Genomic DNA, 25,098 nt, shown 5'->3' on the forward strand with positions numbered 1-25,098 from the left:
AAAACAAGAATCAATTATGCCTGTTGAAAAATTCAACAATGGCGTTAAGCGCGACTGAGCGCATAGCGTCCTTTTCAAAAAGGATCTCATGGAACGCGCCGTTAATGACCAGCGGTTTACCCCCTTCACAAGGGTGACCGGCGGCAGCGCGCAGTTCACAATAGCGGTCATGCATGCGGTTATCCACCACACGCTCTTCTTCCGCCTGGATCAGAAGCGTCGGCGTGTCATCATCGCCTACGCCTGCCAACACCTGCTCACCGGCCAGAATACCCTCACGCACCCAGTGCCAGGTCGGGCCGCCGACGCGCAAGCGCGGTTCATCGGCATAAAAGCGCAGGTTACGGCGATAACGCTGCCGGCTGTGGGTTAAGACGTTGATGGCGAACGGCAGCGCGCGCCAGCGTCCTGTGCCAATGGCGTAACCTTCACGAATGCGCTGATGGCCCTCAGCCCAGTCAAGAAGATGACGCACCATCCAGTCAGGAAAACGAATGACGATACCGTACATCGGCGCGGTGAGCGCAATGGCGTCGCACTCGTGCGCGTAACGCTGCAAAAACAGCGTCGAAATGGCGCCGCCCATGGAGTGCGCAAGAATATACCGCTTGCGCCAGGGGCCGGGCTGCACGTCCTGCTGCCAGAACGCGGCAAAATCGTCGACGTAATCGCTGAAGCGATCGACGTGCCCACGGTGCGTGTCCGGCAGCATACGTCCGGACAGCCCCTGTCCACGATGGTCGATGATCAGGACATCGAACCCCATATGGACCAGGTCATAGGCCAGCTCGGCGTATTTAACGTAGCTTTCAATACGCCCGGGGCAGACCACAATCACCCGGTCATTTTTTTCATTTCGGAAACGAACGAAACGCACCGGGACGCCCCCGACGCCCGTAAACTCATCTTCCTCACGCTGCCGCCAGAAATCGGTCAGCGGCCCCATAGAGAAAGCAGCAAAAGCGTTTTCTCGTGTTTCCCAGTCCTTTTTCTGCTGAAACATTGGGTTTCCACTCACGTAATCCAGGGAATATCGTTTTTTTCGTCACCGGTCACAAAATGACTCAATAATAGCGTATTGTGGCATAAAAATAGACGGTTCGGGAGTTTCAAATGACCTTCGAATGGTGGTTCGCCTACCTGCTGACATCCATTATTCTCAGCCTTTCTCCGGGTTCGGGTGCTATTAACACCATGACCACCTCCATCAATCACGGCTACCGCGGTGCGGCGGCGTCGATTGCCGGTTTGCAGACCGGGCTGGGCATTCATATTTTGCTGGTCGGGATCGGTCTGGGAACCCTGTTCTCCCGCTCCGTGCTGGCCTTTGAGGTGCTGAAATGGGCCGGGGCGGCGTATCTCATTTGGCTCGGCATTCAGCAGTGGCGCGCGGCAGGCTCCATCAACCTGAATACGCTGGCTCAGACGCAAAACCGCGGCCATCTGTTTAAGCGCGCAGTGTTCGTCAACCTGACCAACCCGAAGAGCATCGTTTTCCTCGCCGCGCTGTTCCCGCAGTTTATCGTTCCGCATCAGCCCCAGGTGATGCAGTACGTGGTGCTGGGCGCGACCACCATTATCGTCGATATCATCGTGATGATTGGTTACGCGACGCTGGCGCAGCGAATTGCGGCGTGGATTAAAGGGCCTAAGCAGATGAAGGCCCTGAATAAAGTCTTTGGCTCGCTGTTTATGCTGGTTGGCGCGCTGCTTGCGTCAGCGCGTCATGCTTAGCGAGAAATGATGAGATGAATGCCGAAGCCGGCGAACAGCGCGCCGGCGAAGCCGTCAATCCACTTCGCGATACGCTGATAGCCGCGGCGCATCGCCGGTAAGGCAAACAGGCTGGCCACGATGGTAAACCAGGCAAAGGTTTCAACGACGATCAGCAGGAAGATGCCCCAGCGCGCGCCAGCGCCGACGCTATCGCCGACAAACAGCGAGAACACCGAGCCGAAATAGATAATGGCTTTCGGGTTCGCCAGATTGGTCAGCAGCCCTTTTACAAAGCTGCGGCCGCCCGTAGCCAGCTCCACCTTTGGCTCTTCCGGCTTTTTCTCTTCTTTCTTCAGCGCCCCGCGCAGCATCTGGTAGCCCATCCAGCACAGATACAGACCGCCGCCGACCATAATGATGTTATGCAGCCAGGCCATCTTCGCCAGGATTAGGTTCAGACCAAGCAGCGCAACGGCCGCCCAGACCATAACGCCCATGGTGATACCGAGCACGCCCATCATCGCCTCTTTGCGGGAGCGGCTGACGGCCGTTTGTGATACGAAGAAAAAGTCCGGGCCGGGGCTCATCAGCGCAACGATGTGCACTAACGCCACGGTGAGAAATAGCATTAACATAATTAGCTCGCGAGGAAATAATTCAGTGAGTCATCATCCTGGCACTTTTTCGCCCGGCTGACTACTCCTCATCATCACCATCGGCGTGAGAGCGGATGAGCGCCATAAACTCTTTACCGAAGCGCTCCAGCTTGCGCGTTCCCACGCCGTTGACGCTGAGCATTTCGCTGGCGCTGAGCGGCATCTGTTCGGCCATCTCGATCAGCGTCGCGTCGTTGAACACCACGTAAGGCGGGATATTTTCTTCGTCGGCGATGGCTTTACGCAGCTTGCGCAGTTTGGCGAACAGCTTGCGGTCGTAGTTGCCGCCGTAGGATTTCTGCATCACGCGTGGCTTCAGGGCGATGACGCGCGGCACGGCGAGCTTAAGCTCAACGTCACCGCGCAGGACCGGACGCGCCGCCTCGGTCAGCTGCAGGGCGGAGTGCTGGGCAATGTTCTGCGTGGCGAAGCCGAGGTGGATCAGCTGGCGAATGATGCTCACCCAGTGCTCGTGGCTCTGCTCCTTGCCAATACCGTAGACCGGCAGCTTGTCGTGACCCATATCGCGAATACGCTGGTTGTTGGCGCCGCGCAGCACCTCCACCACGTAGCCCATCCCGAAGCGTTGATTCACACGGTAAATGGTCGAGAGCGCCTTACGCGCGTCCATCAGGCCATCGTACTGCTTTGGCGGATCGAGGCAGATATCGCAGTTGCCGCACGGCTCCTGGCGCCCTTCACCAAAGTAGTTGAGCAACACCAGACGACGGCAGGTTTGCGCTTCGGCAAACGCGCCCATCGCGTTGAGCTTGTGGCGCTCGATATCCTGCAGCTGTCCCTGCGGCTTCTCTTCCAGACATCGGCGCAGCCACGCCATATCGGCCGGATCGTAAAACAGCATCGCTTCCGCAGGCAGCCCGTCACGCCCGGCGCGGCCGGTTTCCTGATAGTAGGATTCGATATTGCGCGGGATGTCGAAATGCACCACAAAGCGCACGTTGGGCTTGTTGATCCCCATTCCGAACGCCACCGTTGCGACGACGATTTGCAGGTCATCGCGCTGGAATTTTTCCTGCACGTCGGCGCGGATGTGGTTCTCTAATCCGGCGTGATAGGCGGCGGCGCTAAAGCCGCGGTTTTGCAGACGCGCGGCGGTGTCTTCCACCTTCGCGCGGCTGTTGCAGTAGATGATGCCGGACTTGCCGCGCTGCTCCTGGACGTAGCGCAGGAGCTGATCCAGCGGCTTGAACTTTTCCATCAGCATATAGCGGATGTTTGGGCGGTCGAAGCTGCTGACCTGAATATAGGGGTCGTTCAGCCCGAGCAGGCGAACGATATCCAGCCGCGTGGTGTCATCCGCCGTGGCGGTAAGCGCCATAAACGGCAGCTCGGGGAAGCGCTGACGCAGCTGGCCGAGGGCAGCGTATTCCGGGCGGAAATCGTGTCCCCACTGGGAAATACAGTGCGCTTCATCCACCGCCAGCAGGACCGGGTTCCAGTGCGCCAGGTGATCGAGGAAGTTATCCAGCATCAGGCGTTCCGGGGCGATATACAGCAGGCGGATCTGCCCGGTACGGCATCCGGCCATCACCTCTTGCTGCTGCTCCCGGGTTTGGGTCGAGTTGAGACAGGCCGCCGCCACGCCGTTGGCAAGCAGCTGGTCAACCTGGTCTTTCATCAGAGAAATAAGGGGGGATACCACGACCGTCAGGCCGTTAAGCACCAGCGCGGGCACCTGATAACAGAGGGACTTGCCGCCACCGGTCGGCATTACCACCAGGCAATCACGACCTTCCAGCACCGTTTCAATGATGGTTTCCTGGCCGGGGCGGAACTGCTGGTAGCCAAAGGTTTCATGCAAAACCTGTTTAGCCAGCGACTCCTGATTCAATACTTCCGCCTGCGCCACGTTAACCCCATATGCCAGAAATGAAACAGGCGCTATTTTCAGCGCCTGAGAGAGAAACTTCAACGTTTAACGCAAAAACATTCGAACAGCCTAGAGAATATCGTTCAGCATCACGCCCACGCCGACGCGGGTCTGGTTGAAGTTGTAATCGATAAGCGACTCGCCGTAACCGCTGTACACCTGAGTGTAGATGCGGACATGCTTCGTCATTGGATAGCTTAAGCCCACTTCCGCACCGCCGTAGCCGGTGTTCCAGTTGTACTGGCCTTTGGCGCTGAGCACGGCATCGCCTAACTGATAGCCGACTTTAAGCTGGTAGTAGCCCATATATTTGGTGATATCCGGGTTGTCATCCGTACTGCCGACCACATACCACGGCTTCACTTCCACCATCCAGTTACCGTTCTGCGCCATCAGGCGCGTATAGGCACGGTTCCAGCTGCGGGATGTCGGGTCAGAACGACCGTTGGAATCGTGGTTAAAGCCCACTTCGACATCGCGCAGCGTCCAGCCCGCAAACTCATAATCCGTTGCAAAACCGAGGAACAGCTGCGGCTCATAGTTGGTTTCACGGAACGGCGAGGACTCTTCGCTGTTAGAGAGCTGCCACCAGGATTTCTGCGTGTAAGACGCCCCGAGCACCGAGTTCGGCCCCAGAATACCGCGCCAGAACGGGAACGCGAGGCTGAGCTGGAACTTCACCTCATCTTTACGCGCATTATCAGACCAGTTATAGGAGCTTATCGCCTCTTTGTTGAGATCGCTGGTCTGGGTGTAAATCACATAGTTGGTGTCATACGGATAGAGCGTGAACGGATTGTCATGCTCCTGAAGAAGGTTCGCGATAATGCTACCGTGAACGGCAGGTTTATCATGCACCTCTTTGATCGTCGCTTCCTGCGCATATGCTGTGAGGGGCAGCGCAACCGCCGCCAGTAACCAGGCCAGATACGTCCGCATCGGTGGTGTTCTCCTGCAAAAGAGTAAAATTAGCTGAATAGTTATGTGGCGAACATTCTACAGACTTCTGCGACAACTGCTGCATCCTCGTTTCTGAAAGTGGAATTCCTTGTTGCCGAGGCATAAAATCAACATTTCGTTAACAATAAGGATGTGATGCCTCATGTCAGCCATGCTTACCGCCGAAGAAGTGTTAAAACTCGTGGGCGAGATTTTTGTTTACCATATGCCGTTTAACCGCGCGCTGGGACTGGAGCTGGAGCGTTACGAGAAAGATTTTGCCCAGCTGAGCTTCAACAACCAGCCAATGATGGTGGGCAACTGGGCGCAAAGTATTTTACACGGCGGCGTGATTGCCTCCGCGCTGGACGTGGCGGCAGGTCTGGTCTGCGTGGGCAGTACGCTGACCCGCCATGACACCATCAACGAAGACGAACTCCGCCAGCGTCTGGCGCGCATGGGCACCATTGATCTGCGCGTCGACTATCTTCGCCCGGGGCGCGGAAATCGCTTTACCTGTACCAGCAGCCTGCTGCGCGCGGGGAATAAAGTTGCCGTGGCGCGCGTTGAATTACACAACGAAGAACAGGTGTATATCGCCAGCGCAACCGCCACTTATATGGTGGGTTGAGGCGGCAAAATCGGGTAAAATTAATTCACTTTTTTGTAACGGATTTTCCCGATGGATGCTAAACAGACGCGGCAGGGCGTTTTACTCGCCCTTGCCGCTTATTTTATTTGGGGTATCGCCCCGGCGTATTTCAAGCTTATTGCCTACGTTCCGGCCGATGAGATCCTGACTCACCGCGTTATCTGGTCATTCTTCTTTATGATTGCGCTGATGAGCCTCAGCCGTCAGTGGTCGGGCGTCAAAACGCTGCTGCAAACCCCGAAAAAGATTTTCATGCTGGCGCTCTCAGCGGTGCTCATTGGCGGCAACTGGCTGCTGTTTATCTGGGCGGTGAATAATCATCACATGCTCGAAGCGAGCCTGGGGTACTTCATTAACCCGCTGGTGAACATCGTGCTGGGGATGATTTTCCTCGGGGAGCGCTTCCGCCGGATGCAGTGGGTGGCGGTGATTCTGGCCTTCTGCGGCGTACTGGTGCAGCTCTGGACCTTCGGCTCGCTGCCGATTATTGCCCTCGGTCTGGCGTTCAGCTTTGCGTTCTACGGCCTGGTGCGTAAGAAGATTGCGGTTGAAGCACAGACGGGGATGCTGTTTGAAACCCTGTGGCTGCTGCCGGTAGCGGCGATTTATCTCTTCGGCATTGCGGACAGCCCAACCAGCCACATGGGCAGCAACCCGTGGTCGCTGAACCTGATGCTGATGGCGGCGGGCGTGGTAACCACCATTCCACTGCTGTGCTTCACCGGTGCAGCGACGCGCCTGCGTCTCTCTACGCTGGGCTTCTTCCAGTACATTGGCCCGACGCTGATGTTCCTGCTGGCGGTGGTGTTTTACGGCGAAGTGCCTGGGGCGGATAAGATGGTGACGTTCGCCTTTATCTGGGTGGCGCTGGCGATTTTCGTCGCCGATGCGATTTATACCCAACGCAGGGTGCGTAAAGGGCTGTAAAGTTGCCCTCACCCTAACCCTCTCCCACAGGGAGAGGGAATTCGCCTCGCTCTTACAGCCAGTTCCGGCGCTTGAAATAGAGATACGGCGCCAGCCCCGCGAGGATCATAAAGATAATCGCCCCCGGATAGCCAAAGCTCCACTTCAGCTCCGGCATAAACTCGAAGTTCATCCCGTAGCTGGAGGCTACCAGCGTCGGCGGCAGGAACACCACGGAAACCACCGAGAAGATCTTGATGATGCGGTTCTGCTCGATGTTGATAAAGCCCATCGCCGCCTGCATCAGGAAGTTCACCTTCTGGAACAGGGATTCGTTGTGCGGCAGCAGGGATTCGATATCTCGTAAGATCTCACGCGCCTGCTCCAGCTGACCGCCCGGCAGACGCGCCTTGCGCACCAGGAAGTTCAGCGCGCGCTGGGTATCCATCAGACACAAGCGCACCTTCCAGCCGATATCTTCCAGCTCCGCCAGCGTGGAGAGCGCTTCGTCGTACTCATCGCCCTGATGGCCTTCCATGATCACGCGGCTCAGCTTTTCCAGATCGCTGTAGATGTTTTCAATTTCGTCCGCCAGCTGTTCAATTTTTGTCTCGAACAGATCGAGCAGCAGTTCGTAAGCGTTACCGTCCACCATTGCCTGGCTGCGGGCGCGCATGCGGTAGAGGCGGAATGCCGGCAGCTCACGCTCGCGCAGGGTAAACAGACGGCCGTCGCGAATGGTAAACGCCACGGTGGAGTTACCCGCGTGGTCCTCCGCATCTTCAAAGAAGAAGAAGGAGTGAATATGCAGACCGTCTTCGTCTTCAAAAAAACGCGCGGATGCTTCGATGTCTTCCAGTTCCGGGCGGGTTGCCAGGCTTTGCCCCAGTTCAGATTGTACGCGAAGGCGTTCATCGTCGTCCGGCTCGACCAGATCCACCCATACGGCATCAATGAGGGGCTGTGACTCTTCGGCTTCAAGCCGAGTCAGTCGGTTATTTTCGAGTTGAAATGCGCTCAACATGACCGGGACTCCCAATGCAAAAAATATCGGACAGTTCGGTGGGCACACAGAAACAAATTGGGTTTCAGACCATTAAACAGCCTGACTCAGCGCGACGGGAATAATGCAGGTCGCTGACAACCACTAAGGCCATCAGCAAGAGGAGATAGCCTTAGGAGTTGTTCCTGGATGACAGGGAATTGAGCCAGTATCTACTGGGTGTGTCCAAGGCGAATGTCCTCTTAGCGTAATCGTGCGCGCATGTTACGCCAGCTATAACTGTGGCGTCAACACGCAACGGAACGCTGAAGGGCATTAATTGACCTTCACTGTATAAGGCTAGCAGATTATTACAAAATAATGATATTTTTCTGAATGTTAGACCGTTTCCAGCTTTGCGTAGGCCGCCACCAGCCATTTGATCCCCTGCCCCTGGAACGCCACCTGCAGGCGGCTGTGCTCGCCGCTGCCTTCCAGATTCACAATGGTGCCTTCGCCAAACTTCGAATGGCGCACGCGCTGGCCGAGCTTGTAGCCAGTGTCCGTTTCCGCAATCGGCGAGCCCATGCGCTGATGGCTGACCGGACGGCTGATGCTCGCCCGCAGACGCACCTCTTCCACGCACTCCTCCGGCAGTTCGCCGATAAAGCGCGACGGACGGTGATAAACCTCTTTACCGTACAGACGGCGGGTTTCGGCGTAGGTTAGCGTCAGCTTTTGCATCGCACGCGTCACGCCCACGTAGGCCAGACGACGTTCCTCTTCCAGACGTCCGCCCTCATCCAGCGACATCTGGCTCGGGAACATCCCCTCTTCCATCCCGACGATGAACACCTGCGGGAACTCCAGGCCTTTGGCGGAGTGCAGGGTCATCAGCTGAACCGCATCCTGCCAGGTGTCCGCCTGCCCTTCACCCGCTTCCAGCGCGGCGTGGGAGAGGAACGCCTGCAGCGGCATCAGATCTTCGTCTTCTTCGTTGTAGCTGAACTGGCGCGTTGCCGTGACCAGTTCCTCTAAGTTCTCAATACGGGTCTGGCCCTTCTCGCCTTTCTCCTGCTCGTACATGGTGCGCAGGCCGGAGTCTTTAATCACCCGGTCGGTCTGCACGTGCAGCGGCATGTCGGCCGTTTCCTGCGCCAGAGCGTCAATCAGCTCAAGGAAGCGCTGTAATGCGCTGGCGGCGCGTCCAGCGAGGGCTTTTTCCTGCAGCAGCTCGCGGCACGCCTGCCACAGCGTCAGCTGGCGATCGCGCGAGGCCTGACGCACGACGTCCAGCGTGCGGTCGCCAATCCCGCGGGTCGGCGTATTGACCACGCGTTCAAACGCCGCGTCGTCGTTACGGTTCGCAATGAGGCGCAGATACGACAGCGCATCTTTGATTTCCTGACGTTCGAAGAATCGCATACCGCCGTAAATGCGGTACGGCATGCTCACCTGCAGGAGAGCCTCTTCCAGCACGCGCGACTGGGCGTTGCTGCGGTAGAGAATGGCACACTGCTCCAGCGCACCGCCGTTCTCCTGCCAGGTTTTGATGCGGTTCACCACGAAGCGGGCTTCGTCGAGTTCGTTGAAGGCGCAGTAGATCGAAATCGGTTCGCCGTCGACGCCGTCGGTCCACAGCTTCTTACCCAGACGCCCGTTGTTGTTCTCAATGAGGGCGTTGGCCGCGCTCAGGATGTTGCTGGTTGAACGGTAGTTCTGTTCCAGACGGATAGTTTCCGCGCCGGGGAAATCGTTGAGGAAGCGCTGGATATTCTCCACCTGCGCCCCGCGCCAGCCGTAGATCGACTGGTCATCATCGCCCACGATCATCACCTTGCCGGTATCACCGGCCAGCAGGCGGATCCACGCGTACTGAATGTTGTTGGTATCCTGGAATTCGTCCACCAGAATATTGGTGAAGCGTTCGCGGTAGTGCTGCAGGATGTGCGGCTTGTTGAGCCACAGCTCGTGGGCGCGCAGCAGCAGCTCGGCAAAATCCACCAGACCGGCGCGATCGCACGCTTCCTGATAGGCCTTGTAGACGTTCTGCCAGGTCTGCTCGACCGGGTTGCCGAAGCTCTGAATATGGTGCGGACGCAGCCCCTCGTCCTTCTGGCCGTTGATGTACCACATCGCCTGACGCGGCGGCCACTGCTTCTCGTCGAGGTTCATCGCCTTGATCAGGCGCTTCAGCAGACGGAGCTGGTCTTCGCTGTCGAGGATCTGGAAATCCTGCGGCAGGTTGGCGTCCATATGGTGCGCGCGCAGCAGGCGGTGCGCCAGGCCGTGGAAGGTGCCAACCCACATGCCGCCCTGGCTGGTGCCCATCAGCTGGGCGATACGGTGGCGCATCTCTGCCGCCGCCTTGTTGGTGAACGTCACCGCCATGATGGAGTACGGGGAGCAGTTCTCCACGCTCTGCAGCCAGGCGATACGGTGAACCAGCACGCGCGTCTTACCACTGCCCGCTCCAGCCAGCACCAGCAGGTTGGTGCGCGAGGCGGCAACCGCGTCACGCTGTTTGTCATTAAGGCTGTCGAGCAGGTAAGAAACGTCCATTGGCACCGTCACGTCATGTCGGGCAGGCGAATGTTTCCACTCGCCAAAACCCTGTTAATTTATACAGAACAATTGATGATTATATCAGCGTCGTGAGGGATGCCAACCGTGAAATTTCCACGTGCGGCAGAAGTCGGCTATCGGAGGCGATCATCAGGTCAGCGTTTTCCGGCTTGATCCAGCAGGCCTGCATCCCGCAGCGGATAGCACCGGCCACGTCCGTGGTCAGGTCATCCCCCACGTGCAGAATGTTACCCAGCGGCAGGTTAAGCTTATCTGCCGCCAGATGGTACATATCATTAAATGGCTTCGCGCGCCCGTGCGGGCCCGCGCGCAGCACAAATTCAAAGTAATCGCTGAGGCCAAACAGCTCGGGCTGGGCATTGCCGTTAGTGATAGCCACCAGCGGCCACTTTTCGGCAAGCTTCGCCAGCGTGTCGTGGGTTTCCTGCGGCACGTCGATACGGCTGCGCCATTTGGCGAAGTTTTCCATGGCCGCTTCCGCCCCGATAGCCGCATCCTGCGCGCTCAGGCCGGCATTGAGCATCGCCTGCTCAACCGCGCGACGACGCCATTCGGTCACGTCGTGGTAAATGTCCGGCTCGGTTTCCCGCAGGGACTGACGCAGCTTCTGAAAGTCTTTGTTCTGCATCGCTTTCAGCGCGGGATGGTAGTTCTGCACAAACGCCAGCGACTCCTGCTCGGTACGCAGGATCACCTCGCGGTTGTCGTAAAGAGTGTCATCAAGGTCAAACGTCAGGGCTGAGATCTGACCGAGTGGGCGGTAAAAACGCATTATTTCCCCCGTTTGGCGCGTGGATGCGCCGCGTCATACACCGAGGCAAGGTGCTGGAAGTCTAAGTGGGTATAGATTTGAGTGGTCGACAGGTTCGCGTGGCCAAGCAGTTCCTGCACGCCGCGCAGATCGCCGCTCGACTCAAGCATGTGTGTCGCAAAGGAGTGGCGCAGCTTGTGCGGGTGAACGTGGCTGTTCAGCCCCTGCTTAATACCCCACTCCGCAAAGCGCTTCTGCACGTTACGCGCCGAGATCCGTTTGCCGAGCTTCGACAGGAACAGCGCATCCTCTTCGCTGCCAAACAGCCCGCGCAGATCAAGCCAGTGCTCAATCCAGGAAACCGCATTGCGGCCAATCGGCAGGCGGCGCTCTTTGCTGCCCTTACCCATTACCCACACTTCACCGGACTCCAGATCGAGGTGTTTGATATCAAGATTAACCAGCTCTGACAGACGCAGCCCGGCACCGTACATCACCTCCAGCATCGCGCGGTCGCGCACGGCGAGCGGGTCGTTAAGGTCGATATCCAGCAGGCGGTTTACGTCGTCAACGTCGATATTTTTAGGCAGATGGCGCGGCGCTTTCGGCGTGGCGATCCCCTTTGCCGGGTTGGCTTTTAAGCCCCCCTGGCTGACCAGCCAGTCGAAGAAACTGCGCAGCGCTGAGAGCCTGAGCGCCAGGCTTGCCGGGCTGAGATTTTTTTTACGGCTACGCACGACGAACCCGCGCACCGTCGCAGCGTCACATTGTTGCCAGCTTTTCAGGCCGATTTCGTCGGCGATCTGCATGATGGCATCAAGCTGACGCTGGTAGTTCAGCAGGGTAATGGGGCTAAGCTGACGCTCCACGCCCAGATAGCGCAGAAAGCGCGAGACGTCAGTGGCGAGCAGTCCGTCCGTCATACGCGCTCAATCCAGCGCTCCAGCAGCTCGGGCAGCATCAGGGCAATCTCCTGCAGCAGGTGCGTGGCCTGCCCCTGCTCATAGTGATGCGCGTCGCGGCTGGTAAATAATATGACGCCCAGATCGCCATCGCGCCCCATCAGCGACATCGCCACCGAGCCAATCGCTTTGGCTTCCGGTAACACCACCAGTAGCTCAGGTCCGTTAAGCGGCCCCAGATAGTGGTGCTCATGGCCCAGACGCTGAATGCGCAACGGTTCAAACGCCTGACGGCTCAGCGCCAGATGGGTGAACCCCGACGGCGCGCCGATGCGCCAGCGGTCAGGGAAAAGACGAATCGTTGCGCCCGCCAGCCCCAGCTCCCGGGCCCAGCGGTGGAAGCGGCTGAGGAACTCGTCAAGGCTGTGCGCCGACGCCAGACGCGCCTGCAGATGCAACAGACGATAGAACAGGTTTTCGTTGGTGCTGGCCTGCTCCATCAGCAGCGTCATATTCTCTTCAAGCTGATTGATGTGGTTGCGCGAGCGCGCCATGTGCCATTCGACCAGCGACACGGTCCCGCGAACCGGATGCGGCACGCGCATCTCTTCGACGACGCGTGCATTGCGAATAAAAAACTCAGGATTGCGCAGCAGATAATCAACAACAGCTCTGTCGTCCAGTTCCGTCACTGTTTCCTGCAGTTCTTCCCCTGGTTGTTTCATAGATGGATAAACCCGTCATAGACATGTGCCGCCGGGCCAGTCATATACAGTGGATGACCCGGTCCTTTCCAGGCGATATCAAGCCTACCGCCCGGTAACTCCACGCGAACCTCTTCTGCCAGTAAACCCTGAGAGATACCCACGGCCACCGCTGCACAGGCACCGCTTCCGCAGGCCTGCGTCTCGCCCGCGCCGCGCTCGTAAACCCGCAGGCGAATGTGTTCGCGCTTCACCACCTGCATAAAGCCGATGTTCGCGCGCTCCGGGAAACGTTCGTGGCTTTCCAGCACCGGGCCGAGCGTTTCGACCGCGGCGGTTTCCACATCATCAACCTGAATCACGCAGTGTGGGTTACCCATTGAGACGACGCCGCACAATACTGTCTGCTCGGCTGCACGCATAATATAGGTCTTTTCCGCTTTGTTTGCGCGAAACGGCACGACGGAGGGCTCGAAGTTAGGCTCGCCCATGTTCACGCGCACCAGCTCATCATCGGTGACGCTGAGCACCATGCGGCCATTGGCCGTGCTGACGCGAATATCACGCTTGTTGGTCAGCCCTTTCAGGCGGACAAAGCGGGCAAAACAGCGCGCGCCGTTGCCGCACTGGTTAACTTCGCTGCCGTCCGCGTTAAAAATACGGTAGTGGAAATCGAGGTCGGGATCGTACGGTGGCTCGACCACCAGCAGCTGATCGAACCCCACGCCCAGATGCCGATCCGCCAGGCGACGGATCAGTTCCGGGGAGAAAAACACATTCTGCGTTACCGCGTCGACGACCATAAAATCGTTGCCAAGGCCATGCATTTTAGAGAACTGCATCATTTGCTCCATTGCGCGGGTACAGAACGTTGTCGTCAGAGATTAACCTGAGTCGGGCCACCGTTGTCGCCACGATCGTTAGTAGTTGGCGTGGTAGACTCAATGCCGCTTTGCACGGGTTTCGTCGGCGGCGGTGCGGTTTTATCCGCAGGCGGGAAGTACAGTGGTCCCTTCAGTCCGCAGCCAGTCAGGCTAAACAGCGTGATGAGAACGGCAAGCGTTCGGAAAGCGTTTTTCATTATAAAGTTGCCCGTAAGTTCAAATCTGTTTCTATCATCGCAGGAGAAGACACAAAAGCAAGAGTTTGCCGCTTTCCTGCAACGGGAATTATTTAGGGTTATACTGCCGGCATCACGAAAAACAGGAACAAAACCATGAACGACAGTGAATTCCATCGCCTTGCCGACAACCTGTGGATGACCATCGAAGAGCGTCTTGACGACTGGGACGGCGACAGCGATATCGATTGTGAAATCAACGGCGGCATTCTGACCCTGAGCTTCGAAAATGGCAGCAAAATTATTATTAACCGCCAGGAGCCGCTTCACCAGGTGTGGCTGGCCGCGAAACAGGGCGGCTATCATTTCGATCTGAAAGACGGGGAATGGGTTTGCGACCGCAGCGGCGTACCGTTCTGGGATCTGCTGGAACAGGCGGCGACCGCGCAGGCGGGTGAGGTCGTGAGTTTCAGGTAGTTTTGGTGCCGGGTGGCGCTGCGCTTACCCGGCGAAAAGACTCAGGAGAAATACTGCTGCAACAGCGGCGCGGTGTCCTGATTGGCAGGCGCGGCAGGCGTGACGGCCTGGGTGCGGAACGGGATCACCTGCGTACGACCGTCGACGTTCACAATCTGGTAAAACTGCGGCAGGTTAAAGTTGATAAAGCTTGAGCCGTAGGTGAAACGGTCATGCGAAGAGGAGTAGAAGCGGCTGACGTCGCGCACCAGCTCCTCTTTACTGCCTTCACAATGGTGATACACCTCGGCGCGGTTGGTCTCATCCAGAATGTAGATGTTGAACCCGGCATCGTCGCCCGACTCTTCAAAGAAGAACTGAATAATCCCTTCGCTGGCGAATCCGTCAACTACCTGCGGGAGCTTAACGTGGTTGGTTTCCACCTGCACCGACAGGCCATGCAGCTTGTTGTGTGAAATCGCGCCGTAGAACTCGATGGCGTTTTCCAGCTTCTGTACCGACACGTTCAGGCGTTCGAAGAACAGGCCCCAGGTCTGACCGGAGACGCGCAGCGCCTTAAAGCGCCCGGTTTCCTGGCGAGTACTGGAGAGACGCAGTTCGATACACTCAGAGACCAGCTGCTGCACGCGGGTACGAATTAAACCGCGCAGGTGCTGGCTGTAGCAGAACACCTCAACGCTGTCCGGCGGTGCGGCATCCTGGTGCATCTTACCGAGAATCGTTTTCAGCGCTTCGATCATTGCCTGCTCACCGTTGAAATGCAGGGTACGCACTTCGTTCCAGGAGTTGCGGTACAGCAGATCCACACTGCCTACCAGGCAGTTTTGCTGCTCGCCAAAGCTAAAGACGTCCAGCTTGCGGAAGTCAAAGTGAACCACCTGATTGCGGAAGGCCGCCGTCGGGTCGTATTCCAGGTTGACGATAATTGCCAGATGGCGAATTTCGCACGGGCTGTAGAGCGCTTTCGGCGTTGGGGCAGGCAGACGCAGCGGGAAATGGTGCGACACATCCGCGACCATCTCCTGCAGCTTAGCGAGATCGACCACCTCGTTGCCTTTGATAAACAGGCGCGTGCGCGAGGTCAGCAGGCCGTTAAACCAGGCCCAGGCCACCAGCTTGTTCAGGTAGCGGTTATACTCCAGCGGCTGATGGCTGATGATGGAATCCATGCTTGGCGCACGGTTGTACAGATACCACCCGGTGCGGTTCGCGCGGCCCGGCGGCACGTAGATAAAGGTCAGATTTGGTTCTGACAGGTCTGGCGAAATCTGCGGGTTAACCAGGGTGACTTTACCCGGCAGCGCTTCAAACGCGGCGTACAGCTTACGGGTTAATACCCCGATGTCCTGCGGGCTGGCGGAAACGCTGAGGTTGTTACGGCGCGCAAAGCGGATCAGGTTACGGTAGCTTTGCATCATCGCATCGAGCAGTTCGTTGTGCGCTTCACGCACCTGATCGATTTTCCAGTTGGCCCGGTTGTCGAGCATGGACAGACGCGCTTCGTCCCATCCCCACTCTTTCACTAACTGACTGACCACTTCACGACGCCAGCCCACGCAGGCGCGCTCGCGGCTCAATTTCTCACAAACTTTGAGATAGAAACATCGACGCACCAGGTCAAGACGCGTGGTGTCATCAATGGCTTTCAGGTATTCGGTCACGCGCTCCAGCATCATGCAGTAGGCGTCCAGCCCGAAGGAGACGATCTCCCCGTCGTGCAGACGCTGCTTGATATCTTTCGCCAGCAGGCGCGGCGTGGGGTATTCCCAGGAATAGGCTTCCAGCAGCAGCGTTTTCAGCACCGCTTTGTACGGTGAGTCGATACTCTTATAGAGCTGCCAGAGGCTTGCGCCAAAGTACTCTTCGGCTGACAGAGAACTGAGGCCGCCGAGGTCCAGCCATTCGTTTGGCGTCAGTACACCCTGCGCGTAAAGCGACATGACGTAGTCATCGTAATGCTCTTCTTCTTCGCACGGGACCATATTCCACAGAATACGCTTCCCGGCCAGACGCACAGCAGTACGGTAAAATTCATCCAGCAGTAAGATGTGCTGAGTCGAGCCGCAGTCCTCACCACCCAGACTGCCGCTTTCGTTATGGCGGAAACGGTTTTCATCAATCAGGAAGAAGCTTACTTCCACGCCGAGCGAGGCCGCCCAGCTCTCCAGCAGGCTGCACTTGCGCTGCAGCAGCTGACGCTCGTCGTTATCGAGCCAGGACTGATGACAGACCCAGATATCCAGGTCCGAAGAACAGCTTTGCCCTACCGATGAGGTGCTCCCCATAGAGTAAACGCCGGTAATCGGCAGTTCACCTTTTGGAGACTCCTGTGGCGGCATGCCGCGGTAGAGTTCCAGTTCGTTGAGGTAATGCTGTTGGGTTTCATCAGGCGTGAAAAGGCAAATGCCCTGGGGAACGTTACCGTCAAGGTAGCCAGGCATTAGCGGATGGTGATAGTGCAATAATGTCGGCAGCAGACTGTATACCTGCTGGAAAGCAGGGCCCATGGCAGCAAGCGCGCGATCCACACGCAGTTGATTAATGGCATCCAGTCTCTGTTTCAGAGTCTCAATATAGAGGTACAAGACGTATCGCCTGATGTTTCCGGGTGTCGCAAGCTATTCAAAACACGAATAACAGCGGACCCGCAGTATTTCAAAAAGATAACCGTTACCCTTTTTCGCCCTTATCATTTTTGGTGGTAGCGACGAAAAAATGGTCTAAAACGTGATCAATTTAACACCTTGCCGGTTGACCGTAAAGAAAGATGCGCTACATACAAGTGTAGCACCGTTCTGTACGTGTAAATTCCTGAATACGGCTATGGCTGACGAATACGCCGCCTTGTCCCTCTCACGCTTCATCAACCGTAAAACTGCCATCCCAGAGTCAACAATGTTAGGATGGTTAGCGATTGATAATGACGGTAACAAGCATGTTAGACAATGTTTTGAGAATTGCCACACGCCAAAGCCCCCTCGCGCTCTGGCAGGCACATTATGTGAAGCAGCGCCTTGAAGCCTGCCACAGTGGATTGCGCGTCGAGCTGGTGCCGATGGTCACGCGCGGTGACGTGATCCTCGATACGCCTCTGGCGAAAGTGGGCGGCAAAGGCCTGTTTGTCAAAGAACTGGAACTGGCATTGCTTGAGAACCGCGCCGATATCGCCGTACATTCAATGAAAGACGTGCCCGTCGAGTTCCCGGAAGGGCTGGGGCTGGTGACCATCTGCGAGCGCGAAGATCCGCGCGATGCGTTTGTCTCCAACCGCTATGACTCGCTCGACGCGCTGCCGGAGGGTAGCGTGGTTGGCACGTCCAGTTTACGCCGTCAGTGTCAGCTGGCAGAGCGCCGTCCTGACCTGATCATTCGCTCGCTGCGCGGTAACGTCGGCACGCGTCTGGGCAAACTGGATAACGGCGATTACGATGCCATTATCCTCGCCGTTGCCGGCCTGAAGCGTCTGGGGCTGGAGTCGCGCATTCGCGTGGCGATGCCGCCAGAACTGTCGCTGCCGGCCGTGGGCCAGGGCGCCGTCGGCATCGAGTGCCGTCTGGACGATGCGCGTACCCGCGAACTGCTCGGACCTCTGAACCATGACGAGACCGCTATTCGCGTAAAAGCCGAGCGTGCGATGAATACCCGCCTCGAAGGGGGATGTCAGGTACCGATTGGCAGCTATGCTGAATTAACAGATGGCGAACTGTGGCTGCGTGCGCTGGTGGGCGCTCCGGACGGTTCGAAGATGGTACGCGGCGAACGTCGCGGTAAAGCGCAAGATGCCGAGCAGCTTGGCGTGTCGCTGGCGGAAGAGCTGCTGGATAACGGCGCCCGCGAGATTCTGGCTGACGTTTATAATGGAGAGCCCCCTGCATGAGTATTCTTGTCACCCGCCCTTCTCCCGCAGGAGAGCAGTTAGTGAGCCGTCTGCGCACACTGGGGCAGGTGGCCTGGAGTTTTCCGCTCATTGAATTCTCCCCCGGTCGGGAGCTCTCCGCGCTCGCCGACCAGATGAATACCCTTCAGGAAGGCGACCTGCTGTTTGCGCTGTCGCAACATGCCGTGGAATTTGCCCACGCGCAGCTGCAACAGCAGGGTTTAGCCTGGCCAGCCGCCCCCCGCTATTTCGCGATTGGCCGCACAACGGCACTGGCGCTGCATACCGTAAGCAGCGCGGACGTTCGTTACCCGTTAGATCGGGAAATCAGCGAAGTCTTGCTACAATTACCTGAATTACAAACTATTGCCGGAAAGCGTGCGCTCATTTTGCGCGGCAACGGTGGTCGCGAGCTGCTGGGCGAAACGCTGCGTGAACGTGGTGCAGACGTGACGTTCATTGAGTGCTATCAGCGCTGTGCAAAACACTACGATGGCGCGGAAGAGGCGATGCGCTGGCACGCGCGCGACATTAATACGCTGGTGGTAACCAGCGGTGAAATGTTACAACAGCTTTGGTCGCTGATACCGCTCTGGTATCGCGAAAACTGGTTACTCCGCTGTCGGCTTCTGGTCGTCAGTGAGCGTCTGGCGAACCAGGCCCGGGAACTGGGCTGGCAGGATATTCGGATCGCTGATAACGCCGACAACGATGCGCTGCTGCGCGCATTACAATAACTCTCAAATGGGAAGCCATAATGACGGAACACGACAAATCCTCCGCCGTGGTTGAAGAGACCAGGGAGACTGTGGAAACGACGCCACAGCCAGAGACGACAGAGAAAACCGCTGAGAAGAAAAACGGCAGCAACAAAACGAGCCTCGCGCTGAGCGCGATTGCCATCGCCATTGCGCTGGCAGCAGGGGTTGGCCTGTACGGTCTGGTGAAGCAACAGGGCGCTAACCAGACGTCCACCAGCGATGCGCTGGTGAATCAGCTCACTGCCCTGCAAAAAGCGCAGGAGACGCAGAAAACCGAGCTGGAAACGGTGATTAAGCAGCAGGCCGCCGCGCTTGCCGAGGCGAACAGCAAACAGGAAGAGCTGACTAAACAGCTGGGCGAAGTGCAGCAGAAAGTCGCCACGATTTCCGGCACCGATGCCAAAACCTGGCTGCTCTCGCAGGCTGACTTCCTGGTGAAGCTCGCCGGACGTAAGCTCTGGAGCGATCAGGACGTCACCACTGCCGCCGCGCTGCTGAAAAGCGCCGATGCGAGCCTGGCAGACATGAACGACCCGAGCCTTATCACCGCGCGTCGCGCGATCACCGAAGACATCGCCAGTCTCTCCGCCGTCTCGCAGGTGGATTACGACGGCATTATCCTCAAGGTGAACCAGCTGTCGAATCAGATTGATAACCTGCAGCTGGCGGATAACAACGACGACGACTCCCCGATGGATTCCGACGGTACCGAGCTTTCCAGCTCCCTGAGCGAATGGCGCATAAACCTGCAGAAAAGCTGGCAGAACTTTATGGACAGCTTCATCACTATCCGCCGTCGCGACGAAACCGCCGTGCCGCTGCTGGCACCGAACCAGGATATCTATCTGCGCGAGAACATTCGTTCCCGCCTGCTGGTGGCGGCTCAGGCCGTGCCACGTCATCAGGAAGAGACCTACAAACAGGCGCTGGATAACGTCTCGACGTGGGTACGCGCCTACTACAACACCGATGATGCGACGACCACCGCCTTCCTCGAAGACATTGATAAGCTGAGCCAGCAGAACATCACCATGAACGTGCCGGATAAGCTAGCCAGCCAGCCGATTCTGGAGAAGCTGATGCAGACGCGCGTGCGTAACCTGCTGGCGCAGCCGGGCGTGCCGGCAGAGCCGTCGGGCGTAGCGGCACCAGCTCCGGCACAAGCTCCGGCTCCGGCGCCTGAAAGCGCACCACAAGGAGAGTAATGATGCTAAAAGTTCTCTTACTCTTCATCCTGCTGATCGCCGGGATCGTGCTGGGGCCCATGCTTGCGGGTCATCAGGGTTACGTCCTGATCCAGACGGATAACTACAACATTGAAACCAGCGTAACCGGCCTGACGATCATTCTGATCCTCGGCGTGGTGGTGCTGTTTGCGATCGAGTGGATCCTGCGCCGTATTTTCCGCACCGGTGCCCACACGCGCGGCTGGTTCGTTGGCCGTAAACGCCGCCGCGCCCGCAAGCAGACCGAACAGGCGCTGCTTAAGCTTGCCGAGGGTGACTATCAGCAGGTTGAAAAGCTGATGTCGAAAAACGCCGACCATGCCGAACAGCCGGTGGTGAATTATCTGCTCGCTGCCGAAGCGGCGCAGCAGCGCGGTGACGAAGCCCGCGCCAATCAGCATCTGGAGCGGGCGGCTGAGCTGGCTCACGGCGACCCGATTCCGGTAGAAATTACGCGCGTTCGTCTGCAGCTGGCGCGCAATGAAAATCACGCGGCGCGTCACGGTATCGATCGCCTGCTGGAAGTTGCGCCACGTCATCCGGAAGTGCTGCGTCTTGCCGAGCAGGCGTATATTCGTACCGGCGCCTGGGGCTCGCTGCTGGACATCATTCCGTCGATGGCGAAGGCCGAGGTGGGCGACGATGAGCATCGTGATGAACTTCAGCGTCTGGCATGGATTGGCCTGATGGATCAGGCGCGCGCCGACCTGGGCAGCGACGGTCTGAAAACGTGGTGGAAGAATCAGAGCCGTAAGACGCGCCAGCAGGTTCCTCTGCAGGTCGCCATGGCGGAACATCTTATTGAATGTGACGATCATGACACGGCTCAGGAGATCCTCCTCGACGGCCTGAAGCGCCAGTATGACGATCGTCTGGTGATGGTGATCCCGCGCCTGAAAACCAATAATCCTGAGCAAATCGAAAAAGTGCTGCGACAGCAGATTAAAGCCGTTGGGGATCGCCCGCTGCTGTGGAGCACGCTCGGTCAGTCGCTGATGAAGCACGGCGAATGGCAGGAGGCGAGCCTCGCCTTCCGCGCGGCGCTGAAGCAGCGTCCGGACGCGTTTGACTACGCGTGGCTTGCCGATGCGCTGGACAAACAGCATAAGCCGGAAGAGGCAGCCGCCATGCGTCGTGATGGGTTGCTGTTAACGCTGCAAAATAACGGTACGCAGCAGTAAATAAAAAGGGGGCCAGAGGGCCTCCTTTTTTTATCGCCCTTCTCCTGCTACATTCTTTATACACACATCCGCAAACGAACCCGCCAATGTAACGATGTCTTTTCATTAACCTTTTTTCACACACGCGCACATTTTGCAGCGTGGACTAAATCGTTTTTGAAAGGAAATCTCAATGAACTCGCTTTTGTATGCGCTTATTCAGGCGCTGCGCTGCCACCGCTGGCTGCGCCTGCTTGCCTGCGCTTTTATCTTTTCTTCACTGGGGAATGGTTTAACCCAGGTTGTAGTCTTCGGTTTGCTGCTAGCGTGGTCAGCCCCGCCCGCTCTGCTCACTCTCGCTTTTCTTTTCGCTACGGTACCAGGATTCATCGGCAGTATCTTCGGCGAAAAGCTGTGCTCGTGCTTTTCACCGATATCCCTGCTGATACTGACCGAGGGGCTGGGCCTGCTCGCCTTGCTCTTTCCCCTGCTTGGCGTGGGTTACCACAGCGTTGCCGCATTGCTCGCCGTGCAATCCACCGAGGCGCTGCTCAGCGGGATGAGCTGGCCCGCGCTGACATTGCTCTTTAAGCGCGGACTTAGCGAAGCGGAGTTGCCCGCTGCAACCTGTCTGGAAAATGTGATTTTTGCTTCTCAGGTGTTGTTAGGGACCGGACTCGGCGTGGTGCTGTTTCAGAAGACATCCGTGTTTACCCTGCTGGCTATTGATGCTGCGAGCTTTTTTGGGTCACTGTTACTGCTATGGCTGGCTGGACGCCGGTTTTCTCCGGCACCACGCTCCACCACTATGGAAAAGGGGGATTCTGCAACATTACGCTGGCAGGCGTTGACCGTTCGGCAGAAACGCAGCCTGCTCATCCTGCCGGCGCTGGCCGCCGTCGGCTCACCGGCGATGGCGCTGCTTCCGGCACTGGCCCAGCAGCTCCGTCCTCAGGATGCGGCGGGCCTTGCTTTGCCTCTGCTTTTCGCAAGGAGTCTGGGGCAGCTTTGTGGCCCCCTGCTGCTAAAAAAAGAGAGCCTGACGCGCGTTGCGGCCCACACGCCGCGAATAATCGTTTGCCTGAGCATCTTTCTGGCCGCTTATGGCATGCTGCCGTTTTTGTCCGGGTGGACGTTATGCGCGCTGGGGATGATCTTTATCGCGCATCTGGCCTCAAATATTCTCTTCGCAGCGGGCACGTTTGGCGTACTCAGCAGTTTTCCTATTACGCAAACCGCTTCGGCCAGCGGTAAAGCCTGGCGCTGGCAAACGCTCAGCGCCTCTCTTTTCACCGGCATTGCAGCGGCGGTGGCTTCAGGATTTGGCTCAGTACAGGCGCTCTATGCTGTCTCTGCATCGGCCCTGCTGATGGTTGCCCTGATCATGCGCCTGTATCGGGAATAAGGCATAAAAAAACGCCTGCTATAAAAGCAGGCGTTAAAACAGGTCTGTAAGACAACATATTTGGTGCTTCACTCAACGTTGTGTCCATGGTGTCTGATGAGGCCGAAGCGACATCTGTCAGTGGACGATAAGCACCGTAAATGGCTCTGCGTCATTCCTGAGTTTATGAGGCACTAAGGCGAACATAAGAGATGGAATGAGCATCTACACGTATATTATTGCACGTAACGTGCCAACATGACACCCAGATCTTTTACATAACGCAACATTTTAAGATAAAAGGAAATTATGCTGCTATGCGACGTCTTAGGCTCTACAACATATCGGTAAAAGGCGGGAATATGTCGCCAGGAGGAGACAGCAAAACCCATAAATAGTTATTTATTTAATTTTCAATGAGTTGCATGTCGCTGGATTGCGACAAAGAAAAAGGGCGCTGTCGGGGCATGACTACAGGGGTGAGAAGCCGCAGAAAACAAAAAACCCCGCCGAAGCGGGGTTCAAAATTGGTCGGCGAGAGAGGATTCGAACCTCCGACCCACTGGTCCCAAACCAGTTGCGCTACCAAGCTGCGCTACTCGCCGATGTACTGCTTTTTGAATTTTTAGTTCAATTCATTTAAAAAGTCGTGGTGCGAGGGGGGGGACTCGAACCCCCACATCCAAAGGACACTAACACCTGAAGCTAGCGCGTCTACCAATTCCGCCACCTTCGCAATTCACAACTCTTTCAAATAATGGGGTGGCTAATGGGATTCGAACCCACGACAACTGGAATCACAATCCAGGGCTCTACCAACTGAGCTATAGCCACCACTGTATTCTTTCACGCGGTACTGACTACTCCTCAGACCACCGCAGCTCCAGCACCGGGTTAATGGTGCGCCCGACAGGATTCGAACCTGAGACCTCTGCCTCCGGAGGGCAGCGCTCTATCCAGCTGAGCTACGGGCGCTTAGCGCCGTTGCGGGGCTGGATATTACGTACCTCCGTCCCCGCTGTCTAGTGCTTTTTTGAAAAAAATGCGCGTTTGGTTATGGTTTGCACATTTTGCCGCTTATTCCTCCACTTTATGCGTGGTGGCGCGGCGACCCAGGCCAAAAAGCTTATATGCGGCCGTCACAGCCGCCAGGAAGATCATCCCGACAAACAGCGACATGCGGGTATCTTCATTAAAGTACATGCCGATTAATACGCAAATCAGGAACGCCATCGTCAAATAGTTCGCATAGGGGAACAGAATTGAGCGGAACGGATGGCTTTCGATCGCTTTTTTATGCGCATGGCGGAAACGTAGCTGGCTGATGAGGATAACGAACCACGGCACCATGCCCGGCAGTACGCTGGCGCTGTAGACGTAAACGAACACGCGCTGCGGGTTAGGAATGATGTAATTCAGGCAAGAGCCAATCAGCAGGATCGCAATGGAGACCGCCACACCCGCCACCGGTACGCCGGCACGTGAGACTTTACTCATCGCCGCAGGCAGCTGGTTATTCTTCGAAAGCGCATAGAGCATACGCCCGCAGCTGTACATCCCGCTGTTACAGCCTGACAGCGCTGCCGTCAGGACCACAAAGTTGATGATACCCGCCGCCGCCGTGATACCAATTTTGGCGAAGGTTAATACAAACGGGCTACCCGTCGTGCCAATTTCGTTCCACGGGAAGATGGTCACGATGACGAAGATCGCTCCCACATAGAAAATCAGGATGCGCCACAGCACTTTGCCCACCGCGCTACGCAGCGTGACCTGCGGGTTTTTCGCTTCACCGGCGGTAATACCGATCAGCTCCACGCCCTGATACGAGGCCACAACGATACACAGCGCCGTCAGGAAGCCCTTCCAGCCGCCGGCGAAGAAGCCGCCGTTTTCGGTCAGGTTGCCAAAGCCGATAGCGTGCCCACCGTTGCCAAAGCCGAAGAAAATCACGCCCAGGCCGACGACAATCATCACGATGATCGTGGTGACTTTGATCATTGCGAACCAGAACTCAATTTCACCGTAAAGGCGCACGGCTGCCAGGTTTGCCAGCGCCACCAGCCCCACGGCAATGAGCGCGGGTATCCACTGGACCATGTCCGGGAACCAGAACTGGACGTAGACCCCTATCGCGGTGATCTCTGAGATGCCCACCGCCATCCACATAAACCAGTATGACCAGGCCGTCAGGTAGCCGAAGAAGGGGCTCATATAGCGATGCGCGTAAACGGCGAAAGAGCCGGTTACCGGCTCCAGGAAGAGCATTTCGCCCATGGAACGCATAATGAAGAAAACAAACAGCCCGGCGATAATGTACGCCAGTAATACGGAAGGGCCTGCCCATTTGAGCGTGCTTGCGGAGCCCATAAACAGGCCCACGCCGATAGTGCCGCCCAGCGCTATCAGTTCAATATGACGAGCTTCCAGCCCACGCTGTAGCTCCGGTTGTTTCTCTGCCATAGATC

At 57.2% G+C, this 25,098-nt stretch carries 23 protein-coding genes and 4 tRNA genes; 9 read left to right on the plus strand and 18 right to left on the minus strand.

Annotated features, from left to right (window positions below; translation table 11 throughout):
• Positions 1–10: 10 nt before the first annotated feature.
• Positions 11–1,003 (minus strand): lysophospholipase L2, encoded by a 993-nt coding sequence (gene pldB / locus NUX24_RS19450; protein WP_063440061.1) that lies wholly within the window; start codon positions 1,001–1,003, stop codon positions 11–13.
• A gap of 110 nt (positions 1,004–1,113) precedes the next feature.
• Here pldB and rhtB point away from each other — a divergent pair, with 110 nt between their 5' ends.
• Entirely contained in the window at positions 1,114–1,734 is a 621-nt protein-coding gene (rhtB, locus tag NUX24_RS19455; RefSeq protein ID WP_257833535.1) for a homoserine/homoserine lactone efflux protein, read from the plus strand.
• Here the strand turns inward: rhtB and rhtC are convergent.
• The 3 genes from rhtC to pldA all read right to left on the minus strand — a co-directional run bounded on the left by rhtC (position 1,731) and on the right by pldA (position 5,202).
• A complete protein-coding gene (gene rhtC, locus NUX24_RS19460; RefSeq protein ID WP_010426287.1) occupies positions 1,731–2,351 on the minus strand; it encodes a threonine export protein RhtC in 621 nt (206 codons plus the stop codon). The two genes, rhtB and rhtC, sit on opposite strands and share 4 nt — an antisense overlap.
• Positions 2,352–2,412: 61 nt before the next feature.
• Positions 2,413–4,242, minus strand: coding sequence for an ATP-dependent DNA helicase RecQ (recQ, locus tag NUX24_RS19465; protein WP_029741834.1), 1,830 nt, complete (start codon positions 4,240–4,242; stop codon positions 2,413–2,415).
• A 90-nt stretch (positions 4,243–4,332) separates the two neighbouring features.
• Positions 4,333–5,202 carry a phospholipase A gene (pldA, locus tag NUX24_RS19470; protein WP_257833539.1) on the minus strand — a complete coding sequence of 290 codons (870 nt, stop codon included), beginning with the start codon at positions 5,200–5,202 and terminating at the stop codon, positions 4,333–4,335.
• Between the two features lie 163 nt (positions 5,203–5,365).
• Here pldA and yigI point away from each other — a divergent pair, with 163 nt between their 5' ends.
• Both yigI and rarD read left to right on the plus strand, forming a co-directional pair.
• Positions 5,366–5,833 carry an acyl-CoA thioesterase YigI gene (gene yigI, locus NUX24_RS19475; RefSeq protein WP_008501538.1) on the plus strand — a complete coding sequence of 156 codons (468 nt, stop codon included), beginning with the start codon at positions 5,366–5,368 and terminating at the stop codon, positions 5,831–5,833.
• A 51-nt stretch (positions 5,834–5,884) separates the two neighbouring features.
• Entirely contained in the window at positions 5,885–6,781 is an 897-nt protein-coding gene (gene rarD, locus NUX24_RS19480; RefSeq protein ID WP_063408171.1) for an EamA family transporter RarD, read from the plus strand.
• A 52-nt stretch (positions 6,782–6,833) separates the two neighbouring features.
• Here the strand turns inward: rarD and corA are convergent, their stop codons facing one another.
• The 8 genes from corA to NUX24_RS19520 form a co-directional block, all read right to left on the minus strand.
• The gene (gene corA, locus NUX24_RS19485) at positions 6,834–7,784 is read right to left on the minus strand and encodes a magnesium/cobalt transporter CorA (RefSeq protein ID WP_008501540.1); all 951 of its coding nucleotides are present in this window, start codon (positions 7,782–7,784) and stop codon (positions 6,834–6,836) included.
• Positions 7,785–7,935: 151 nt separating this feature from the next.
• Positions 7,936–7,992: a YsgD/CorL family protein gene (gene ysgD / locus NUX24_RS19490; RefSeq protein ID WP_212743980.1), complete on the minus strand. Its 57-nt coding sequence runs from the start codon at positions 7,990–7,992 to the stop codon at positions 7,936–7,938.
• Positions 7,993–8,141: 149 nt separating this feature from the next.
• Positions 8,142–10,304 (minus strand): DNA helicase II, encoded by a 2,163-nt coding sequence (gene uvrD / locus NUX24_RS19495; protein ID WP_257833544.1) that lies wholly within the window; start codon positions 10,302–10,304, stop codon positions 8,142–8,144.
• A gap of 79 nt (positions 10,305–10,383) precedes the next feature.
• Positions 10,384–11,100, minus strand: a complete 717-nt coding sequence (yigB, locus tag NUX24_RS19500) for a 5-amino-6-(5-phospho-D-ribitylamino)uracil phosphatase YigB (RefSeq protein WP_047652223.1) — start codon at positions 11,098–11,100, stop codon at positions 10,384–10,386.
• Positions 11,100–12,002 carry a tyrosine recombinase XerC gene (xerC, locus tag NUX24_RS19505; protein WP_023309625.1) on the minus strand — a complete coding sequence of 301 codons (903 nt, stop codon included), beginning with the start codon at positions 12,000–12,002 and terminating at the stop codon, positions 11,100–11,102. The genes yigB and xerC overlap by 1 nt, the downstream gene beginning before the upstream one ends.
• Positions 11,999–12,706: a DUF484 domain-containing protein gene (locus NUX24_RS19510; RefSeq protein WP_257833547.1), complete on the minus strand. Its 708-nt coding sequence runs from the start codon at positions 12,704–12,706 to the stop codon at positions 11,999–12,001. The genes xerC and NUX24_RS19510 overlap by 4 nt, the downstream gene beginning before the upstream one ends.
• Complete coding sequence (gene dapF, locus NUX24_RS19515; RefSeq protein ID WP_008501545.1) at positions 12,703–13,527, minus strand: diaminopimelate epimerase; 825 nt, start codon at positions 13,525–13,527, stop codon at positions 12,703–12,705. The genes NUX24_RS19510 and dapF overlap by 4 nt, the downstream gene beginning before the upstream one ends.
• Before the next feature lie 35 nt (positions 13,528–13,562).
• On the minus strand, positions 13,563–13,766 hold the full coding sequence (locus tag NUX24_RS19520) for a lipoprotein (RefSeq protein ID WP_047652219.1): 204 nt from the start codon (positions 13,764–13,766) through the stop codon (positions 13,563–13,565).
• A 135-nt stretch (positions 13,767–13,901) separates the two neighbouring features.
• Between NUX24_RS19520 and cyaY the strand changes: the two genes are divergently transcribed.
• Complete coding sequence (cyaY, locus tag NUX24_RS19525; protein ID WP_148244759.1) at positions 13,902–14,222, plus strand: iron donor protein CyaY; 321 nt, start codon at positions 13,902–13,904, stop codon at positions 14,220–14,222.
• Positions 14,223–14,263: 41 nt separating this feature from the next.
• Here the strand turns inward: cyaY and cyaA are convergent, their stop codons facing one another.
• Positions 14,264–16,807 carry a class I adenylate cyclase gene (gene cyaA, locus NUX24_RS19530; RefSeq protein WP_023309629.1) on the minus strand — a complete coding sequence of 848 codons (2,544 nt, stop codon included), beginning with the start codon at positions 16,805–16,807 and terminating at the stop codon, positions 14,264–14,266.
• 350 nt (positions 16,808–17,157) lie between these two features.
• On the opposite strand from cyaA, the gene hemC reads away from it, so the two are divergent.
• The 5 genes from hemC to NUX24_RS19555 all read left to right on the plus strand — a co-directional run bounded on the left by hemC (position 17,158) and on the right by NUX24_RS19555 (position 22,651).
• Positions 17,158–18,099 (plus strand): hydroxymethylbilane synthase, encoded by a 942-nt coding sequence (hemC, locus tag NUX24_RS19535; protein WP_257833553.1) that lies wholly within the window; start codon positions 17,158–17,160, stop codon positions 18,097–18,099.
• Positions 18,096–18,836, plus strand: a complete 741-nt coding sequence (gene hemD / locus NUX24_RS19540) for a uroporphyrinogen-III synthase (protein WP_257833555.1) — start codon at positions 18,096–18,098, stop codon at positions 18,834–18,836. The genes hemC and hemD overlap by 4 nt, the downstream gene beginning before the upstream one ends.
• Positions 18,837–18,856: 20 nt before the next feature.
• Positions 18,857–20,065 (plus strand): uroporphyrinogen-III C-methyltransferase, encoded by a 1,209-nt coding sequence (gene hemX / locus NUX24_RS19545; RefSeq protein WP_047652216.1) that lies wholly within the window; start codon positions 18,857–18,859, stop codon positions 20,063–20,065.
• 2 nt (positions 20,066–20,067) lie between these two features.
• The gene (gene hemY / locus NUX24_RS19550) at positions 20,068–21,267 is read left to right on the plus strand and encodes a protoheme IX biogenesis protein HemY (protein ID WP_257833590.1); all 1,200 of its coding nucleotides are present in this window, start codon (positions 20,068–20,070) and stop codon (positions 21,265–21,267) included.
• 172 nt (positions 21,268–21,439) lie between these two features.
• Positions 21,440–22,651: an MFS transporter gene (locus tag NUX24_RS19555; RefSeq protein WP_257833558.1), complete on the plus strand. Its 1,212-nt coding sequence runs from the start codon at positions 21,440–21,442 to the stop codon at positions 22,649–22,651.
• Positions 22,652–23,158: 507 nt separating this feature from the next.
• On the opposite strand, the gene NUX24_RS19560 is transcribed toward NUX24_RS19555, so the two are convergent.
• The 5 genes from NUX24_RS19560 to NUX24_RS19580 all read right to left on the minus strand — a co-directional run bounded on the left by NUX24_RS19560 (position 23,159) and on the right by NUX24_RS19580 (position 25,093).
• A tRNA-Pro gene (locus NUX24_RS19560) sits at positions 23,159–23,235 on the minus strand.
• 45 nt (positions 23,236–23,280) lie between these two features.
• Positions 23,281–23,366: transfer RNA gene (locus tag NUX24_RS19565), tRNA-Leu, on the minus strand.
• A 22-nt stretch (positions 23,367–23,388) separates the two neighbouring features.
• Positions 23,389–23,464: transfer RNA gene (locus NUX24_RS19570), tRNA-His, on the minus strand.
• 64 nt (positions 23,465–23,528) lie between these two features.
• Positions 23,529–23,605, minus strand: a tRNA-Arg gene (locus NUX24_RS19575).
• 102 nt (positions 23,606–23,707) lie between these two features.
• Complete coding sequence (locus tag NUX24_RS19580) at positions 23,708–25,093, minus strand: amino acid permease (RefSeq protein WP_257833559.1); 1,386 nt, start codon at positions 25,091–25,093, stop codon at positions 23,708–23,710.
• Positions 25,094–25,098: the final 5 nt, after the last annotated feature.

Origin of the sequence: Enterobacter sp. HG048 (genome assembly GCF_024702055.1) — a bacterium.
GTDB lineage: Bacteria > Pseudomonadota > Gammaproteobacteria > Enterobacterales > Enterobacteriaceae > Enterobacter > Enterobacter dykesii.

What these genes read in the sequence shown, in the direction of transcription:
- pldB (WP_063440061.1), bottom strand. Translation starts at nt 1,003, where the DNA reads ATGTTTCAGCAGAAAAAGGACTGGGAAACACGAGAAAACGCTTTTGCT.
- rhtB (WP_257833535.1), top strand. Translation starts at nt 1,114, where the DNA reads ATGACCTTCGAATGGTGGTTCGCCTACCTGCTGACATCCATTATTCTC.
- rhtC (WP_010426287.1), bottom strand. Translation starts at nt 2,351, where the DNA reads ATGTTAATGCTATTTCTCACCGTGGCGTTAGTGCACATCGTTGCGCTG.
- pldA (WP_257833539.1), bottom strand. Translation starts at nt 5,202, where the DNA reads ATGCGGACGTATCTGGCCTGGTTACTGGCGGCGGTTGCGCTGCCCCTC.
- yigI (WP_008501538.1), top strand. Translation starts at nt 5,366, where the DNA reads ATGTCAGCCATGCTTACCGCCGAAGAAGTGTTAAAACTCGTGGGCGAG.
- rarD (WP_063408171.1), top strand. Translation starts at nt 5,885, where the DNA reads ATGGATGCTAAACAGACGCGGCAGGGCGTTTTACTCGCCCTTGCCGCT.
- corA (WP_008501540.1), bottom strand. Translation starts at nt 7,784, where the DNA reads ATGTTGAGCGCATTTCAACTCGAAAATAACCGACTGACTCGGCTTGAA.
- uvrD (WP_257833544.1), bottom strand. Translation starts at nt 10,304, where the DNA reads ATGGACGTTTCTTACCTGCTCGACAGCCTTAATGACAAACAGCGTGAC.
- yigB (WP_047652223.1), bottom strand. Translation starts at nt 11,100, where the DNA reads ATGCGTTTTTACCGCCCACTCGGTCAGATCTCAGCCCTGACGTTTGAC.
- xerC (WP_023309625.1), bottom strand. Translation starts at nt 12,002, where the DNA reads ATGACGGACGGACTGCTCGCCACTGACGTCTCGCGCTTTCTGCGCTAT.
- NUX24_RS19510 (WP_257833547.1), bottom strand. Translation starts at nt 12,706, where the DNA reads ATGAAACAACCAGGGGAAGAACTGCAGGAAACAGTGACGGAACTGGAC.
- dapF (WP_008501545.1), bottom strand. Translation starts at nt 13,527, where the DNA reads ATGCAGTTCTCTAAAATGCATGGCCTTGGCAACGATTTTATGGTCGTC.
- NUX24_RS19520 (WP_047652219.1), bottom strand. Translation starts at nt 13,766, where the DNA reads ATGAAAAACGCTTTCCGAACGCTTGCCGTTCTCATCACGCTGTTTAGC.
- cyaY (WP_148244759.1), top strand. Translation starts at nt 13,902, where the DNA reads ATGAACGACAGTGAATTCCATCGCCTTGCCGACAACCTGTGGATGACC.
- hemC (WP_257833553.1), top strand. Translation starts at nt 17,158, where the DNA reads ATGTTAGACAATGTTTTGAGAATTGCCACACGCCAAAGCCCCCTCGCG.
- hemD (WP_257833555.1), top strand. Translation starts at nt 18,096, where the DNA reads ATGAGTATTCTTGTCACCCGCCCTTCTCCCGCAGGAGAGCAGTTAGTG.
- hemX (WP_047652216.1), top strand. Translation starts at nt 18,857, where the DNA reads ATGACGGAACACGACAAATCCTCCGCCGTGGTTGAAGAGACCAGGGAG.
- hemY (WP_257833590.1), top strand. Translation starts at nt 20,068, where the DNA reads ATGCTAAAAGTTCTCTTACTCTTCATCCTGCTGATCGCCGGGATCGTG.
- NUX24_RS19555 (WP_257833558.1), top strand. Translation starts at nt 21,440, where the DNA reads ATGAACTCGCTTTTGTATGCGCTTATTCAGGCGCTGCGCTGCCACCGC.
- NUX24_RS19580 (WP_257833559.1), bottom strand. Translation starts at nt 25,093, where the DNA reads ATGGCAGAGAAACAACCGGAGCTACAGCGTGGGCTGGAAGCTCGTCAT.